The following is a 14,472-nucleotide window of genomic DNA, read 5'->3' as shown; positions in this document are numbered from 1 at the left end:
GCGCGGTCGCGGCCCCGGAAACGGGAGCGGTTGGCTCGGATATGAGAGCAGAAATCAGAACGCCGTTTGGAACGAAGCGAAACAATGGGAGTCGACTCAGGCCTCCCGATCATAGCCCCCAAGCACATCGGGAGTGGCGACCCTTGGTGCCGTAAAACCTCCGGTGCCTTGGGTCGCTGGTTGGCCGATCGGCGTGACAATCCGCGCCAGAATCACGCCCCCTGCATTTCGGCTCGCCGGTGCCGAGCGGCGCTGGCCTCATTGCGTTGGATGATCCGTCTCGAAAATGAAGACGACCTTGAACACCGGCCCCGCTTCGGTCCGCACCTCGATTGCGAAATCATGGATCGCGAAATCGTGCCGCTCTTCGAGGGTCGCCAAATCCCTGGCCAGTTCGCCGAGGCTGCGCGCTGCTTCTTTTTCGGCGGCCTTTTGATCGGCCAGCTCCAACCCCTCTTCATCCGGATAGAGCCCGGTGCCGTCCCTGATGTCGAAGTAGAAGCGTGCCATGCCCGCGCCTCGGCCGTTATCGGCGACAATGCTGAATAACGAAACGAGCAAGGAAGCCGTTCCTAGAGCCTTTCCCGTTCCGTTGGAATCGGAACGGGGGCTCCAGGTCCTTGTCTTGACGCGTTTTCTTCACGCCAACCGGTATCCACTTCGCTCAAAAGCGCTCTAAGCGAGCGAAGCGTCGGATGGCGTCCCGACGGCGTCGAGCTGCCGTCCCTCGTGATCCATATGCAGGTAATTCGGATTGAACAGGCCGGCGCGCATCAGCCGGTCGAGATTGGGGACGGCCAGGGTCCTGCCCTTGAGCACGATCAGGCCACCGGCACGCAACTCCTGCAAGGTCCGGTTGACGTGGACCTTGGACAGGCCGGTGGCATCGGCGAGATCGCCCTGGGTCAGCGGGAAGTCGCAGCTGTCGCCCTGGGTCAGGCCGGCGAGGCGAAGTCGAAGCCAGATCTCGCAAAGCAGATGAGCCATCCGCTCAAGCGCGGTGCGCTGGCCGAGGCTCATCGTCCATTCACGCTGAATCGCCGCATTGACCAGCGTCTCCCACCAGAACGCGGTGACGATCCGGGGATGCCCGGCCGCGACCTTGTCGAAGAACTCGCGCGAGAGGTCGGCGATCGACACCGCGGTGAGGGTGCCGATCGAATGATCCATTTCGCGCAGGATGAAGACGTTCACATCGCAGATATCGCCGGGCAGGAAGAACGACACCACCTGACGCCGGCCGTCCTCGAGCTGCTTGTAGCGATAGGCCCAACCGGACAGGATCAGATGGACGTCCTTGGGCTTCTCACCTTCGCGGACGATATCGACGCGCGGGCCGAAATGACGGACGCGCTCGGTCGACGCACGGTTGAGAATGGCGTGGTCTGCCGGCGATAGCCGTACGAACTGCTCCAATTTCCGGACTAGCGACGCCAACGACATTGGTCTCCCCGCGTGTTTAATCGGGTAACCGCCGGGGCATTTTCAATAACGTATGTTACATTGCACAGCTATTGCCGTGTGTTCACAAGTGTACAGACGCCGGAGGAACGCGACGGTAGCGTCCCCCAGGCGCCGTACGAATGTTGGCCCGAGGTGCCACCGAAACGCGGCACTTCCAGCGCGGCTACTCAAACCAGCGGCACACCGTAGTAGTCGTTCACCGCGCGGGTGGTGCCGATATCGGCCCAATTCCACTCGCGCTCGCTGCCGTACTTTGGCGCGCCACGCAGCTGGCTCTCGGTCACGCCGGTGACGTAGCCGCCGAGCCTCGTGTCGTATTTCAGGGATTGCCAAGGCAGCGGATAATGATCGTTACCGAGACCGAGAATGCCGCCGAAGCCGAGCACGGCATAGGACACCCGCCCGCTCGTCTTGTCGATCATCACGCGTTCGATCGAGCCGATCTTGCGTTCGTCGGATCCGTAGACCGCGGTACCCTCGACCTTGTCGCTGCCGATCAGGTTTCCGAACTCCTTCTCGTCCATCGCCATATCGAATCTCCATTGGTGTCCCGTGGCCAACGGACGAGCCGGAGCATCGTTCCTGCCGCGTTGCCGCAGCTCCTACGCTGCGAAACACCGTTCAACCCGTCGGGGCATCGCCACGATCATCCGCCGTCATGCCCGAGCCCGGCGTCTTGCTCGCGTCGTTCAATTTCGGATCACGCGTCGCTTCGGGTGTCTTCGAATGGCGCGGATCGGTCTTGTGAGCGGCCTGCGCGCGCTCCTTGTCGGCCGGCTGCTCCTGACCCTTGTCGTCCTTCACGATGCCCTGGTTGGAATGCGCCATTGCCATCTCTCCCTCGCCGGTATCCCCGACCGATTTTCCCGAAAGTCATGCGGGCCCCGGCGATGAAATTCGCCGAGGCCCGTCACCGGAGTGGTCCACCGCCTTCGGGGAGCAAGGCTGCGGACGCAGGGTTTTACGCGCGGCGCGGCAGATCGTTCCTGCGACAATTTCAGATCAACCCGATGTCATGGGTTAACGACGCCCCCCGGCGAGCGTGCCAATGATTGCTGGTTCCAATGCGGAGGCGACATGATCAAGAAGAAACGCAACAGGTCGCGGCCTCCCGGATCGTTCGAGGACCGCCTGCAAAAATTCGCCGAGGATGCGCGCATCGCCGCACGCAAGCTGCCGCCGGGACGGGAACGCGAGACGCTGATGAAGAAGGCCAGACAGACCGAGACGGTGATGGAAGTCAGCGAATGGCTGACGCTCCGCAAATAGCCGCGAGCCACAAGGAGAGCTGCGATGATCGAGGAACGATTTGATTCACGTACGCTCGCCGCGATGAACTTCGCGCTCGATCGCGTTTGTGCCGATGCGCTTCATGGCGAGGAACATGCGACCCGCAAATACGTTGCCAAATACATCATCAAGTGCGCCAGAAGTGGGCGGACGACGCTGCCGGAACTGACCGAAGCTGGACAGCAGGCGTTGGCCAAGGTCGTCTCCGCGGCGGGATAACCAGCGCCACCTGCATTGCCGCAATCCGCATCGCTGCCGTTTGCTCTTGGCCTTCAGCGGAGGCAAACACGGATGCGTATTGCGATCAGCATCGGCCTGCTGGCCCTCCTGCTTGCCGTCGGAACCTACGCGTATGAGGGACTGACCGTCGACGCGCCGGCACCCAGTTACGCCGTCATCGTGTTCACGATCGGAGCAGTGCTGCTCGCCGTGGTCGGCGTCGGCCTGATCGGCCTGCTGTTCTATTCCAGCCGCCGCGGCTACGACGAGCCGCCGCATATCGAGCGGTAGCGCAGCAGGGTTTGCTTTTGACCCTTCACCAATCTTGGAATCGCGTCATTGCGCGACGGACGCCGGCGCCCGTGCGCGAATCTCCGCGATCTTGCGCTTCAGCGCGGCCTGTCGCGGATCGGGCATGATGGCGGCGCGGGCCTCCGCAATGGCGCCGGCGAGATCGGAGAGCGCCAGCGCGCCGTCGAAGGTCGGCTTGGCGAGCCCGTCGATGATCGCATGCCAGTCCGCAAGGCCCTGGCGATAGGGGTCGCCGTAGCCGCGGATCATGGTCGCGGTCTGCACGATCGCAGCAGTGGCGCCGGGCTGCTTGGTGAGGCTGCGGTCGATCATGTGCAGCCAGCGCTCGACCCAGATGCGCTCCTTGGCATAGCGCACCGAGAACAGCCGCCAGCGCTTCAGGCCCGCCTCGATCCTGAGCCGGCGAACGCTGAAGCGGTTGTTGGCGCTGAAGCGGATCGAGACGCGGCGGCGGCGCCAGCCGAACTGATCGAGCACGCCGAGCACCGGGTCGGCGACCACCGCCGGCAGGGCATCGATCAATTCGTCGAGCCGCAGCTTCTTGACGTCGTCGGCGGAGCGCGCCGCAAGGCCGCCGGCCGCATTGACCTCGCCGAGCTTGAGCTGCGCGATGCGGATCGCGTCCTCATAGGCCATGCGTCCGGCCATCAGCCGCGCGATCTCGCCGAGCAGCGCATCGTCGACGCCGCGACGACCGACGAAGCGCTCGAGCCGGTCGATATAGAGCTGGGCGTAGCTCGTGCTCTGATAGGCGATCAGGAGATGGATGGCATCGGTGACCGCCGGCCCGAGATGGTCCGGACAGGCCTCGGGCAGCACCGGCGGGCCCTCGTCCTCATCGCCGATGATGTCGGCAAAGAGGTAGCGGAGCGAAGCCAGCAGGCTGTCGTCGTCCGGCACGGCAGCGCCTCCAGGACTCGTCACGGCGGGCTCATGCAGGTTTTGGCTCCGCAACCTGGGGTGTGGTGTGCTGCGCGAGGCGCTGCTCGAGCGTCGAGATGTTCTGGAACAGGCGCGCGGAGGCCAGCCGCAGGAAGTAGAAGCCGAACGCCGGGTTCTGGACATAGAGCTGCTCGACCTGATCGTAGGTCACCGACAGCACCATGCCGGCCTCGACGCATTCCAGCGTCTGGGTTCGCGTGTTCGACGGCGACAGCATGCCGAATTCGCCGACGATGGCGCCGACCGGCAGCTCGATGCCCGACTCGACCAGGCGGAAGCGGCCGCTGGTGATGTAGAACATGCTGTCGGCCTTCTCGTCCTTGTAGAACAGCACTTCGCCGGCGGCGCATTTGCGCTCGGTCGTGAACGGCCGCAGCCAGTCCATCGACAGGTCGCTGCTGACCGACTTCTTCACGTTGCGGACCAGCTGCAACATCTGATGCAGGCGGTAGGTGTTCATCGGCAGCAGCACGGAATGCAGGATCAGCGTCGCGTAATTGTGGGTCGGGATCGCGGTCGCGATCAGGATGATGTTGGTCAGGATGGCAAAGACGCGCAACGGGATCATGGTCCGCATCGACAGCGTGGCGACCACGAAGATCGATGCGAAGAGACTGCCGGCGGCGCCGGCGTGCTGCGCGAGATGTGAGGTATCCATCGGAAACCAGCCAATGCTCAAGAAGTGAATAAGATCGTCTTATTAGTCGCTTCATTCCGGCCAAGGTCGCATCGGGCGGCCAGCATCCCTGATATACGGGGAAAACGCGACGATTTGTCCGATTTCTCACATCCGCGAAGGCAAAATCGGGGCAGGATGGCCGCGCCATTCGTCCAATGGACGGGCGGTCCCATCCTGCTGATTCCCCCGCTGCCTGCGCGTTGACGGCCTCATCCGGGACGGGCACGTTGTGGCACAGGCTTTGGCAAGGCCTCAACCCTGGCAGTTGATCGACAGGCAAACCTCGTTCCGATGTCCAAGCGGCTCGTCCTCCCGGCTTTGACGCGCTTCGTCTCCGCCACTGCCGGCCGCAACATGACCACGGCGGCCTATGTCGCGGTCGCGGCCGGCGTCGCCATGATGACGCTGCTGACGGTGGCGCCGGCCTATGACGCGGCCCCGAACTGGGTCGATGCGCTGCTGTGGGCCTGCCTAGCCTATTTCGTATTCGAATGGCTGGTGCGGCTGCGCCATATGCGCCAGCAGGGCAAACTGTGGTTCTACCAGCTGTCCAGCGCCGGCGTGGTCGATGCGATCGGGGCGCTGGCGGTGCCGCTGGCGCTGCTCGCCGGCGTCGAGCCGAAAACCGCGTGGCTGCTCGGCGTGCTCTGGGTGCTCAAGGTGGTGCCGGGCATTCCCGGCCTGCGCCAGCTCCGACGCGTGCTGGTGGTGGAGTCCGGGCCGCTGCTCAGCGTGCTCGTGATCTTCCTGATGGTGGTGTTCCTGGCCTCGGTCGCGGAGTATTTCCTGGAGCGGGACGTGCAGCCGCAAACCTTCGGCAGCGTGCCGGCGGCGCTGTGGTGGGCGGTGGTGACGCTGACCACGACCGGCTATGGCGACGTGGTGCCGATCACCCCGCTTGGCCGCATCGTCGCCGCCATGGTGATGATCTCCGGGCTCGGCGTGTTCGGGCTGTGGACCGGTATCCTGGCGACCGGCTTTGCCGCGGAAACCCGCCGCGACAATTTTCTGAAAACCTGGGAGACCGTCAGCAAGGTGCCGTTCTTCGCGCATCTCGGCCCGGCCGCGATCGCCGACGTCACCCAGGTGCTGCGGACCATGGACCTGCCGCCACGCACCATGATCATCCGCAAGGACACCAATGGCGACTGCATGTATTTCGTCGCCGCCGGCGAGGTCGAGGTCGACCTGCCCGGGCGCAAGGTCAAGCTCGGCGAAGGTGCGTTCTTCGGCGAGATGGCGCTGCTCGGCAACGCCAAGCGCGGCGCCAGCGTCTCGACCAGCAAGGTGACGCGGCTGTTGGTGCTTGACCTGGTCGATTTCCGCCTGTTGATGGCAAGGCACCCCGATCTCGCCGAGACCATCGACGCCGAGGCGAAGCGGCGCGAACGTGAGAATCAATGATGGAGACCAAGATGGCTGACGCGGCCGACACCGCCAGCGGACCCGTGCTCGAGATCGCGGGCGCGCGCGCCACGATCCGTCTCAACCGGCCGAAGCACCTCAACCGATTGCAGGCCGAGGATCTCGGCGCGCTGGTCACGCTGTTCGACCGGATCGAGGCCGATCCCGCGATCCGCGTGCTGGTGCTGACCGGGACCGGCCGCGCCTTCTCGGCCGGCTACGACCTCAACTCGGTGGCCGAGCGCGCCGCGAGCGCGAACGAGCAGCAGAGCGCGGGCTCGGCGTTCGAGGTCGTGGTCAACCGTCTCGAGGATTTGAGCGTGCCGACGATCTGCCGGCTCAATGGCGGGGTCTATGGCGGCTCCACCGACCTCGCGCTCGCCTGCGACTTCCGCATCGGCGTCGATACCGCTGAAATGTTCATGCCGGCGGCGCGGCTCGGGCTGCACTACTACACCAGCGGCATCAAGCGCTATGTCACGCGGCTCGGCGTCGACAACGCCAAGATGCTGTTCCTGACCGCGCAGAAGATATCGGCGCCGGAAATGCTGCGGATCGGTTACCTCACCGCGATGGTGCCGCTCGATGTGCTCGACGAGGAGGTCGACCGGCTGGCGACGATCCTGGCCGGCAACGCGCCGAAGGCGATGGCCGGCATGAAACGCGCCGTCAACGAATTCGCCCGCGGCCAGCTCGGCGAAGCCGCCGCCGACCAGCGCCACCGCGACAGCATGCGCGGCGACGAGATCAAGGAAGGCATCAAGGCGTTCGCCGAGAAAAGGGCGCCGAGGTTTTAGTTCGGCGTCCCATACTATCAGCACCGTCACCCCGAGGAGCGCGCTCTCGCGCGGGTCTCGAAGGGTCGACGGCTCGGCTGGTGGCCGTGCACCCTTCGAGGCTCGCCCTCCAGCGGAGGATGAGAAGAACGCCTCAGCCTCGCTTGCTCCGCATCGCGCGGGTCTGCGCGACCTCGGGATCGCCGGCGAGCGCCTGGTAGCGCTTGCTGTCGACGGCGTAGATCGCGATGCGGCCATCGGCGTCGGCATGCACGCCCCAGCCGAAGCGCTTGCCGAGCGGCGAGGCGCGCATGCAGGCCTGGCCGCGCGAGAAGAAGGTCTCGCGTGCCGCGTTGCGTTCCTTCTTCGTGGCCTTTGGATCAAGCGCGCGGCCGGCCGACGACGTCGCGAACACCACGTCGTCGGAGGTGTGTTTATAGGGCGCGCCGGACAGCATCCGGTATTGCAGCACGGCGACCGTCGGCTGGCCGCCGCGCAGCTGCGGCTCCTCGCCGTGCTGCGCCGGACAATCCTCCGCCACGCGGATCAGCGTGTTGAAGCAGTTGGTGCTGTGCTGGACTTTCGCCATCGGCACGATCCGTATCACACTCCGGCGGTCACAGCATGCTGCGCCGCCATCTCGTCGTCAGCCTTCGATATCAGCTGGAACGCCGGCCGCGCGGCGATGCGTTCGGCATAGCGGACGAAGACGTCCCTTTTCGGCACGATGCCGAACATCATGGTCCAGTTGAACGCCATGCCCCAGAGGATGTCGGCTGCCGTGATCTGTTCGCCGAGCAGGTACGGTCCCTTCGCGAGCTGCGATTCCAACGCACCCAGCATGGTATCGTAATCGGCATAGGGCGATTGCGTGATCGGCGCCGGCGTGCGCTTCATGAAATGGTCGATCACCGCCGGCTCGAACGACGAGCCGTAATAGGCGATCCAGCGCAGATAGGGGCCGCGGCGCGGGTCGTGCAGCGCCGGCGTCAGGCCTGCCTGCGGAAACAGATCGGCGAGATAGATGAAGATCGCGACCTGCTCGGTCACGAGCGCATCGCCATGGCGGATCGCCGGCACCTTGCCCAGTGGATTGATGGCGAGATAGGCGTCGTTGCGCTGCTCGCCCGCCTTCATGTTGAGGACGTGCAGATCGTAGGGCGCGCCGAGCTCCTCCAGCAGCACGCGGGCGCCGGTGGCGCGGGTTTGCGGCGAGTAAAACAGCGTGACACGGTCGGTAGTGGTCATGGGCGGATCTCCTTGCGCCATCGGGGGCGTGAACTCCTTATGCCCGCCTATACCTGACATCCTGTGTCAGGTATGATTTTCGCCATGCGCGCGAGCCGGCTGTTTTCCATCCTCACCACCCTGCAGGCCAAGGGGCAGGTCACCGCGCCTGAACTGGCGGAAGCCTGCGAGGTCTCGGTGCGCACCATCTATCGCGACATCGATGCACTCGCCGCCGCCGGCGTCCCTGTCTATGCCGATCGCGGCGCCGAGGGCGGCTACCGCCTGCTCGATGGCTATCGCGTCCGGCTCAACGGGTTGTCGCAGGGCGAGGCCGAGGCGCTGTTCATGGCCGGCCTGCCCGGACCTGCCGCCGCGCTCGGCCTCGACGCGGCGATGGCGGCGGCGCAGACCAAGCTGATGGCGGCGCTGCCGGAGAATCTGCGCCCCAATGCGCGGGGCATGCAGCAGCGCTTCCATCTCGACGCGCCCGGCTGGTTCGGCGAGACCGAGGAGCCGACGCATCTGCGCGCCATCGCTGGCGCGGTGCTGCGCGAGAACCTGATCGAGATTCGCTACCAGAGCTGGAAGTCCGAGAGACGGCGGCGCCTCGCGCCACTCGGCCTCGTGCTGAAGGGCGGCAGCTGGTACGTTGCAGGCTTGGTCGACGACACCGTGCGCACCTATCGCGTCGCGCGCGTGCTGGATTGCATAGTCCTGGAGATGCCGTTCGCGCGGCCGGCGGATTTCGACCTCGCCGCCTACTGGCGCACGTCGATCGAGCGGCTCGAGGCCGAGCTGCATCCGAACCAGGCCACGGTGCGGCTGTCGCCGCTCGGGCTGAAGTTGTTCGATGCGCTGGCACATCCTTACGTGAAAGCCCGGATCCGGCTTGCCGATGGCACCGATGCCGACGGCTGGCGCGCCGCCGCCATCCCGGTTGGCAAGACGGTATGGCATGCGGCAAGCGAACTGCTGCGGCTCGGCGCCGAGGTCGAGGTGATCGCACCCGACGGGCTGCGCGAGAAGATGGCCGAACTGACCGGCGCGATGGCCGCGCGCTATGCCGATGCGCCGCCGCGCCGCGTGGCGGGACGCAAGGGCTAGTAGCGGCTGTCGGAGCTGATGACAAAGCGGTCGAGGAAATTGACCGGCAGGATCTCGAACTTGTCGAGCGTTAGCGTAATCCCGGTGACGAAGTCGACGCCCTTGATCGTCCCCTGAAGATCAATCCGCCGGCCGCGGCGCAGACCGCGCGTTTCCGGATGCTGCTCGATGTCGATATAGGCATAGATCGGATTGTCGAGCCGCGAATGGCGGTGCCATCCGCGCTGCAGGAAACTGAATTGCAGCACCGACCCCGCGCCCCAGTCGATCGCATCGAAGAAGCGGGTCTTCCAGGCGACACCCTGTCCCAGACAATGCGCGGCGACGAACGCATCGCGCTCGAGCGCAGGCAGACGGTGCAGCTGCCAGCTGATCTCTGCCGGCGTCAGAGCGGCGCTGTTCGCCATTGTTCTTCTTGAGGTTTTTACTGTCGCGTCTTCTTATCCTCGGCGGGCACACAGGTCCCGCCTTGAGGATATTATACATCCACGAATGTGACGGTGTCCGCCACAGTTGCGCGCGACGTGCGGTAGCTGTTCACCTTGTGGGCATTGTCGGCATAGCCGAACGAGATACCGCAGACGATCCGGCGGTCCTCGGCCAGGTTGAAATGGCGGCGGATCAGCCCGGAATGGCGGGCGAGCGCGGCCTGCGGGATGGTACCGAGCCCGAGCGCCTGCGCGGCCAGCATGAAGTTCGAGACATAACCGCCACAATCGATCGCGCCATAGATGCCGAGCGGCTCGTTGGTGTGAATCACGGCGACATGCGGCGCGCCGAAGAAATTGTAGTTCTCCAGCGCCTGCCTGCCATAGGCGGCCTTGTCGCCGCGCGCGATGCCGAGTGTGTTGTAGAGCTGGAAGCCGCTTTCACGACGGCGTTCCAGATAGACCCCGACATATTCGCGCGGCGGCGTGAAGTCGTGGTCATCCTTGGCGCCCGATGCAGCCTCGGCGTAGATCGCCTTGCGGAAGCGCTCCTTGGCCTCGCCGCTCGCGATCAACACCTGCCAGGGCTGGCTATTGCACCAGGACGCGGTGCGCTGCGCGACGCTGAGGATATGTTCGATGACCTCGCGCGGCACTTCGCGCGGCAGGAACGCGCGCACCGAGTAGCGCTCGTTGAGCAGCTCCTCGAGCGCGCCGATGCGGTCTTCTTGCTTTACTGCGGCGTCCATCGCGTCCTCGTTGTCGTAGGGTGGGTTAGCGAAGCGTAACCCACCTCTTCTCGCGCATCGGGTGAAATGGTGGGTTACGCCTTCGGCTAACCCACCCTACGATCATCTGCCCTTGGTCGGGATCTTGTTGTAGGGCACGTCCTTGTCGACCCGGATGTCGCCGGGCAGGCCCAGCACGCGCTCGGCGATGATGTTGCGCAGGATCTCGTCGGTGCCGCCGGCGATGCGCATCGAGGGCGACGACAGCAGCATCTGCTGGAACTGGCCGTTGGCCTGCTCCTCATCGGTGCCGGTGAGGCTGCCGGCAGCGCCCTCGAGGTCCATCGCATAGGTCGCGATGTCTTGCAGCATCAGGCCGGAGACGAGCTTGCCGATGGAGTTTTCCGGACCCGGCCGCTCGCCCTTCGACAGCGCGGAGATGGCGCGGTAGCTGGTGTATTTCAGCCCGCTCGCCTTAACCGCCCAGCTCGCAAGCTTGGAGCGCACCGCTGGATCGTCGATCGCAAGCCCGTCTTCCAGCATCAGGTTGGAGCAGAACTCGAACATCTCGGGCACGCCAGTCGCGAGCCGCGCGCCGATCGACATGCGCTCATTCATCAGCGTGGTCAGCGACACGCTCCAGCCCTCACCGACCGCGCCAAGCCGCTGGCTGTCCGGGATCACGACGTCGGTGAAATAGACCTCGTTGAACTCCTGCATGCCGTTGGCCTGCTTGATCGGCCGCACCTCGACGCCCGGGCTCTTCATGTCGAGGAAGAACATCGTGAGGCCCTTGTGCTTGGGCACATTCGGATCGGTGCGCGCGATCAACAGGCCGTAGTCGGAATAATGCGCGCCCGAAGTCCAGATTTTTTGGCCGTTGACGACCCAATTGTCGCCCTTCTTCTCGGCGCGGGTGCGCAGCCCCGCGACGTCGGAGCCGGCCGACGGCTCGGAGAACAGCTGGCACCAGATCTCCTCGCCCGCAGCCAGCTTCGGCAGATAGCGGCGCTTGGCGTCTTCACTACCCCAGGCCATCACGGTCGGGCCGCACATGCCCTCGCCGATCTGGAACGGCTGCGTCAGCTTGCCGTAAACGCCCTCTTCCTGCTGCCAGATCACGCGCTCGATCGGAGTGGCGCCGCGACCGCCATATTCCTTCGGCCAGTGCAGGCAGGCCCAGCCGCCCTCCGCCTTCTTCTTCTGCCAGGCCTTGCCGACCTCGACCATGTCGTGCTTGGCGAGCCGGATGCGGCCGAGCGACGACTTCGAAAGCTCCTCTTCGAACTCCTTCGGCGCGTTGGCGGCGATCCACTTGCGGGCGATGGCGCGGAACTCGGCTTCCTGCGGCGTGTCATCGAAATTCATGGCGAACCTCTCTCGTTGTTCCGGCGCCGTTACGCGCGGCCCTTGGTCGGGATCTTGTTGAAGGGAACGTCCTTGTCGACCCGGATATCGCCGGGCAGGCCCAGCACGCGTTCGGCGATGATGTTGCGCATGATCTCGTCGGTGCCGCCCTCGACACGGGTGCCCGGCGCACGCAGCAGCATCGCCTGGAATTTGCCGGCGGCCTCGGCATCTTCCGGCCCGTTCAGCGCGCCGGCGGCGCCTTGCAGGTCGAGCGCGTAGGTCGCGACGTCCTGGATCATCGAACCGGCGACCAGCTTGCCGATCGAGTTCTCCGGTCCCGGACGCTCGCCGCGCGACAGCGCGGAGATCGCGCGCATGCTGGTGTACTTCAGCCCGCTCGCCTTCACCGCCCAGTTGGCGAGCTTGGAACGCACCGCGCGGTTCTCGATCGCCGGACCATCATCAAGCATCAGGCTGTTGCAGAAATCGAACAGCTCGGGGAAGCCGGTGGCGACACCGGCGCCGATCGACATGCGCTCGTTCATCAGCGTGGTCAGCGACACGTTCCAGCCGTCATTGACTTGGCCCAAGCGCTGCGAGTCCGGAATCCGCACGTCTGTGAAATAGACTTCGTTGAAATCAGACGCCCCGCTCGCCTGCTTGATCGGCCTGACCTCGACGCCCGGGCTCTTCATGTCCAGGAAGAACATGGTGAGACCCTTGTGCTTGGCGACCGTGGGATCGGTGCGGGTCAACAGGATGCCGTAGTCGGAATAATGCGCGCCCGAGGTCCAGATCTTCTGGCCGTTGACGACCCATTCGTCGCCCTGCTTCTCGGCGCGGGTGCGCAGGCCGGCGACGTCGGAGCCGCCGGCGGGCTCCGAGAACAGCTGGCACCAGATCTTCTCGCCGGAGGCCAGCGGCGGCAGGTATTTGCGCTTCTGCTCCTCGCCGGCGAACGCCATCATGGTCGGCCCGCACATGCCGTGACCGATGATGAACATCGAGCTGAGACGGCCGAACGGGCCCTCCTCCTGCTGCCAGATCACGCGCTCGATCGGCGACGAGCCGCGGCCGCCATACTCCTTCGGCCAGTGCAGGCAGGCCCAGCCGGCATCGGCCTTCTTCTTCTGCCAGGCCTTGGCGACCTCGAGAATGTTGGCGCCCTTGAGCCCGACGCGGCCGAGCGAGGCTTTGCGCAGCTCGTCCTCATATTGCTTCGGCGCATTGGCTCCGATCCAGGCCTTCGCCTCGGCGCGGAATGCGGCCTCCTGCGGGGTGTCGTCGAAATTCATGACAGGCTCCGCTTACGCCGCGTTCTTCTTGCGCATGCGATCGATCAGCGCGTCTTCCCAATAGGACAGGCTGCCGAGACCGAGCGCCACCGCATTGGCGCGGCGATAGTACATGTGGCAGTCGAACTCCCAGGTGAAGCCCATGCCGCCATGGACCTGGATGTTGTTCTTGGCGCAGTGCTGGAACGCCTGCGTCGCGCTGATGCGCGCGGCGGCCGCGGCTTCCGGCAACTCGCCGGCATTGGTCGAGAGCGCCCACGCGCCGTAGTAGCAGTTCGAGCGCGCCAGCGTCGCCGAGACATACATGTCGGCCAGCATGTGCTTGACCGCCTGGAACGAGCCGATCGGACGGCCGAACGCGATACGGTCGAGCGCGTAGTCGCGGCCCATTTCCAGCGCACGGTCGGCGCCGCCGACCTGCTCGAACGCCATCAGCACGGCGGCGCGATCCAGCACCTGGGCGATCACGCCCCAGCCCTCGCCGGCGGCACCGAGCGGCTCCGCCTTGGCGTCCTTGAAGGTGATCTCGGCCTGACCACGGGTCAGATCGATATTGGTCAGCGACTTGATCTCGACGCCGCCTGCCTTGAGGTCGACGATGAACAGCGAGATATCGGACTCGCGCCCGCTGGAGCCGGTGCGCGCCGCGACCACGGCGAAGTCGGCGATCGCGCCATCGGCGACCGGCTTCTTGACGCCGTTGAGCACGCCGCCATTGGCCGTGAGCTTGACCGCCTTCGGCGACGGATTGCCCTTGCCCTCGAACAGCGCCAGCGTGCCGATGGCATCGCCCGAGGCGATCTTCGGCAGCCACTTCTGCTTCTGCGCGTCGCTGCCTGCGATCAGCAGCGCTTCGGCGGCGAGATAGACCGTGGAAGAGAACGGCACCGGCGCCAGCGCGCGGCCCATTTCCTCGGCGATCACGCAAAGCTCCAGATGGCCGGCGCCCGCGCCGCCGAACTGTTCCGGGATCGCGACACCGAGGAAGCCCATCTCGGCGAGGCCCTTCCACAGCGCCTTGTCGTAGGGCGCCTTGCCGTCGAGCACCTCGCGCACGGCCTTCGGCGGGCATTGCTCGCTGAGGAATTTCCGCGCCTCGTCGCGCATCTGCTTCTGTTCGTCGGAGAAATCGAAGTTCATGGCGTTACCCTTTTTCTTGCTGTCACGTGTTCTTCGTCATTCCGGGGCGCGACGAAGTCGCGAGCCCGGAATCCATCGGACTCCGGACTCGCTGTAAAATGGATTCCGGGC

Annotated in this window: 19 protein-coding genes; 6 read left to right on the top strand and 13 right to left on the bottom strand. The window is 65.2% G+C overall.

From position 1 onward, the window contains the following. Window positions 1-258: 258 nt before the first annotated feature. The 4 genes from B2W55_RS02075 to B2W55_RS02060 all read right to left on the bottom strand — a co-directional run bounded on the left by B2W55_RS02075 (window position 259) and on the right by B2W55_RS02060 (window position 2,292). Window positions 259-510, bottom strand: coding sequence for a DUF6894 family protein (locus B2W55_RS02075; protein WP_024581696.1), 252 nt, complete (start codon window positions 508-510; stop codon window positions 259-261). Between the two features lie 165 nt (window positions 511-675). Then, window positions 676-1,437 (bottom strand): Crp/Fnr family transcriptional regulator, encoded by a 762-nt coding sequence (locus tag B2W55_RS02070; RefSeq protein WP_024581695.1) that lies wholly within the window; start codon window positions 1,435-1,437, stop codon window positions 676-678. Window positions 1,438-1,631: 194 nt separating this feature from the next. Further along, complete coding sequence (locus tag B2W55_RS02065; RefSeq protein WP_024581694.1) at window positions 1,632-1,994, bottom strand: PRC-barrel domain-containing protein; 363 nt, start codon at window positions 1,992-1,994, stop codon at window positions 1,632-1,634. Window positions 1,995-2,085: 91 nt separating this feature from the next. After that, entirely contained in the window at window positions 2,086-2,292 is a 207-nt protein-coding gene (locus B2W55_RS02060; protein WP_024581693.1) for a hypothetical protein, read from the bottom strand. Between the two features lie 249 nt (window positions 2,293-2,541). Between B2W55_RS02060 and B2W55_RS02055 the strand changes: the two genes are divergently transcribed. The 3 genes from B2W55_RS02055 (at window position 2,542) to B2W55_RS02045 (ending at window position 3,264) form a co-directional block, all read left to right on the top strand. Further along, window positions 2,542-2,733, top strand: coding sequence for a hypothetical protein (locus B2W55_RS02055; RefSeq protein ID WP_029879187.1), 192 nt, complete (start codon window positions 2,542-2,544; stop codon window positions 2,731-2,733). Between the two features lie 24 nt (window positions 2,734-2,757). After that, window positions 2,758-2,973, top strand: coding sequence for a hypothetical protein (locus tag B2W55_RS02050; protein ID WP_024581691.1), 216 nt, complete (start codon window positions 2,758-2,760; stop codon window positions 2,971-2,973). Between the two features lie 72 nt (window positions 2,974-3,045). Then, on the top strand, window positions 3,046-3,264 hold the full coding sequence (locus B2W55_RS02045; RefSeq protein ID WP_024581690.1) for a hypothetical protein: 219 nt from the start codon (window positions 3,046-3,048) through the stop codon (window positions 3,262-3,264). Window positions 3,265-3,309: 45 nt separating this feature from the next. Here the strand turns inward: B2W55_RS02045 and B2W55_RS02040 are convergent, their stop codons facing one another. Beyond that, window positions 3,310-4,209 carry a DUF6537 domain-containing protein gene (locus B2W55_RS02040; RefSeq protein ID WP_371412467.1) on the bottom strand — a complete coding sequence of 300 codons (900 nt, stop codon included), beginning with the start codon at window positions 4,207-4,209 and terminating at the stop codon, window positions 3,310-3,312. A gap of 7 nt (window positions 4,210-4,216) precedes the next feature. Beyond that, a complete protein-coding gene (locus B2W55_RS02035; RefSeq protein ID WP_024581688.1) occupies window positions 4,217-4,885 on the bottom strand; it encodes a Crp/Fnr family transcriptional regulator in 669 nt (222 codons plus the stop codon). 312 nt (window positions 4,886-5,197) lie between these two features. Between B2W55_RS02035 and B2W55_RS02030 the strand changes: the two genes are divergently transcribed. Further along, on the top strand, window positions 5,198-6,310 hold the full coding sequence (locus tag B2W55_RS02030; RefSeq protein ID WP_024581687.1) for a cyclic nucleotide-gated ion channel: 1,113 nt from the start codon (window positions 5,198-5,200) through the stop codon (window positions 6,308-6,310). 11 nt (window positions 6,311-6,321) lie between these two features. Next, window positions 6,322-7,107 carry an enoyl-CoA hydratase/isomerase family protein gene (locus B2W55_RS02025; RefSeq protein WP_024581686.1) on the top strand — a complete coding sequence of 262 codons (786 nt, stop codon included), beginning with the start codon at window positions 6,322-6,324 and terminating at the stop codon, window positions 7,105-7,107. Window positions 7,108-7,240: 133 nt separating this feature from the next. Here B2W55_RS02025 and B2W55_RS02020 read toward each other — a convergent pair whose 3' ends face one another. Both B2W55_RS02020 and B2W55_RS02015 read right to left on the bottom strand, forming a co-directional pair. Further along, a complete protein-coding gene (locus B2W55_RS02020; RefSeq protein WP_024581685.1) occupies window positions 7,241-7,675 on the bottom strand; it encodes a DUF6157 family protein in 435 nt (144 codons plus the stop codon). A 14-nt stretch (window positions 7,676-7,689) separates the two neighbouring features. Further along, complete coding sequence (locus tag B2W55_RS02015; protein ID WP_024581684.1) at window positions 7,690-8,334, bottom strand: glutathione S-transferase family protein; 645 nt, start codon at window positions 8,332-8,334, stop codon at window positions 7,690-7,692. A gap of 84 nt (window positions 8,335-8,418) precedes the next feature. On the opposite strand from B2W55_RS02015, the gene B2W55_RS02010 reads away from it, so the two are divergent. After that, window positions 8,419-9,420, top strand: coding sequence for a helix-turn-helix transcriptional regulator (locus tag B2W55_RS02010; protein ID WP_024581683.1), 1,002 nt, complete (start codon window positions 8,419-8,421; stop codon window positions 9,418-9,420). On the opposite strand, the gene B2W55_RS02005 is transcribed toward B2W55_RS02010, so the two are convergent. The 5 genes from B2W55_RS02005 to B2W55_RS01985 form a co-directional block, all read right to left on the bottom strand. After that, window positions 9,417-9,827 (bottom strand): hypothetical protein, encoded by a 411-nt coding sequence (locus B2W55_RS02005; RefSeq protein ID WP_024581682.1) that lies wholly within the window; start codon window positions 9,825-9,827, stop codon window positions 9,417-9,419. The genes B2W55_RS02010 and B2W55_RS02005 overlap by 4 nt on opposite strands. Window positions 9,828-9,898: 71 nt before the next feature. After that, a complete protein-coding gene (locus B2W55_RS02000; RefSeq protein ID WP_024581681.1) occupies window positions 9,899-10,597 on the bottom strand; it encodes a nitroreductase in 699 nt (232 codons plus the stop codon). 102 nt (window positions 10,598-10,699) lie between these two features. Further along, entirely contained in the window at window positions 10,700-11,944 is a 1,245-nt protein-coding gene (locus tag B2W55_RS01995) for an acyl-CoA dehydrogenase (RefSeq protein ID WP_024581680.1), read from the bottom strand. Window positions 11,945-11,973: 29 nt separating this feature from the next. Beyond that, window positions 11,974-13,221 (bottom strand): acyl-CoA dehydrogenase, encoded by a 1,248-nt coding sequence (locus B2W55_RS01990; protein WP_024581679.1) that lies wholly within the window; start codon window positions 13,219-13,221, stop codon window positions 11,974-11,976. 12 nt (window positions 13,222-13,233) lie between these two features. Next, the gene (locus tag B2W55_RS01985; RefSeq protein WP_024581678.1) at window positions 13,234-14,361 is read right to left on the bottom strand and encodes an acyl-CoA dehydrogenase family protein; all 1,128 of its coding nucleotides are present in this window, start codon (window positions 14,359-14,361) and stop codon (window positions 13,234-13,236) included. Window positions 14,362-14,472: the final 111 nt, after the last annotated feature.

The organism is Bradyrhizobium sp. UBA2491, from assembly GCF_002341725.1.
In the GTDB taxonomy this organism is placed as follows: domain Bacteria; phylum Pseudomonadota; class Alphaproteobacteria; order Rhizobiales; family Xanthobacteraceae; genus Bradyrhizobium.
The sequence above is the reverse complement of the archived record's forward strand: the minus strand, read 5'-3'. Positions and strand labels throughout refer to the sequence as shown.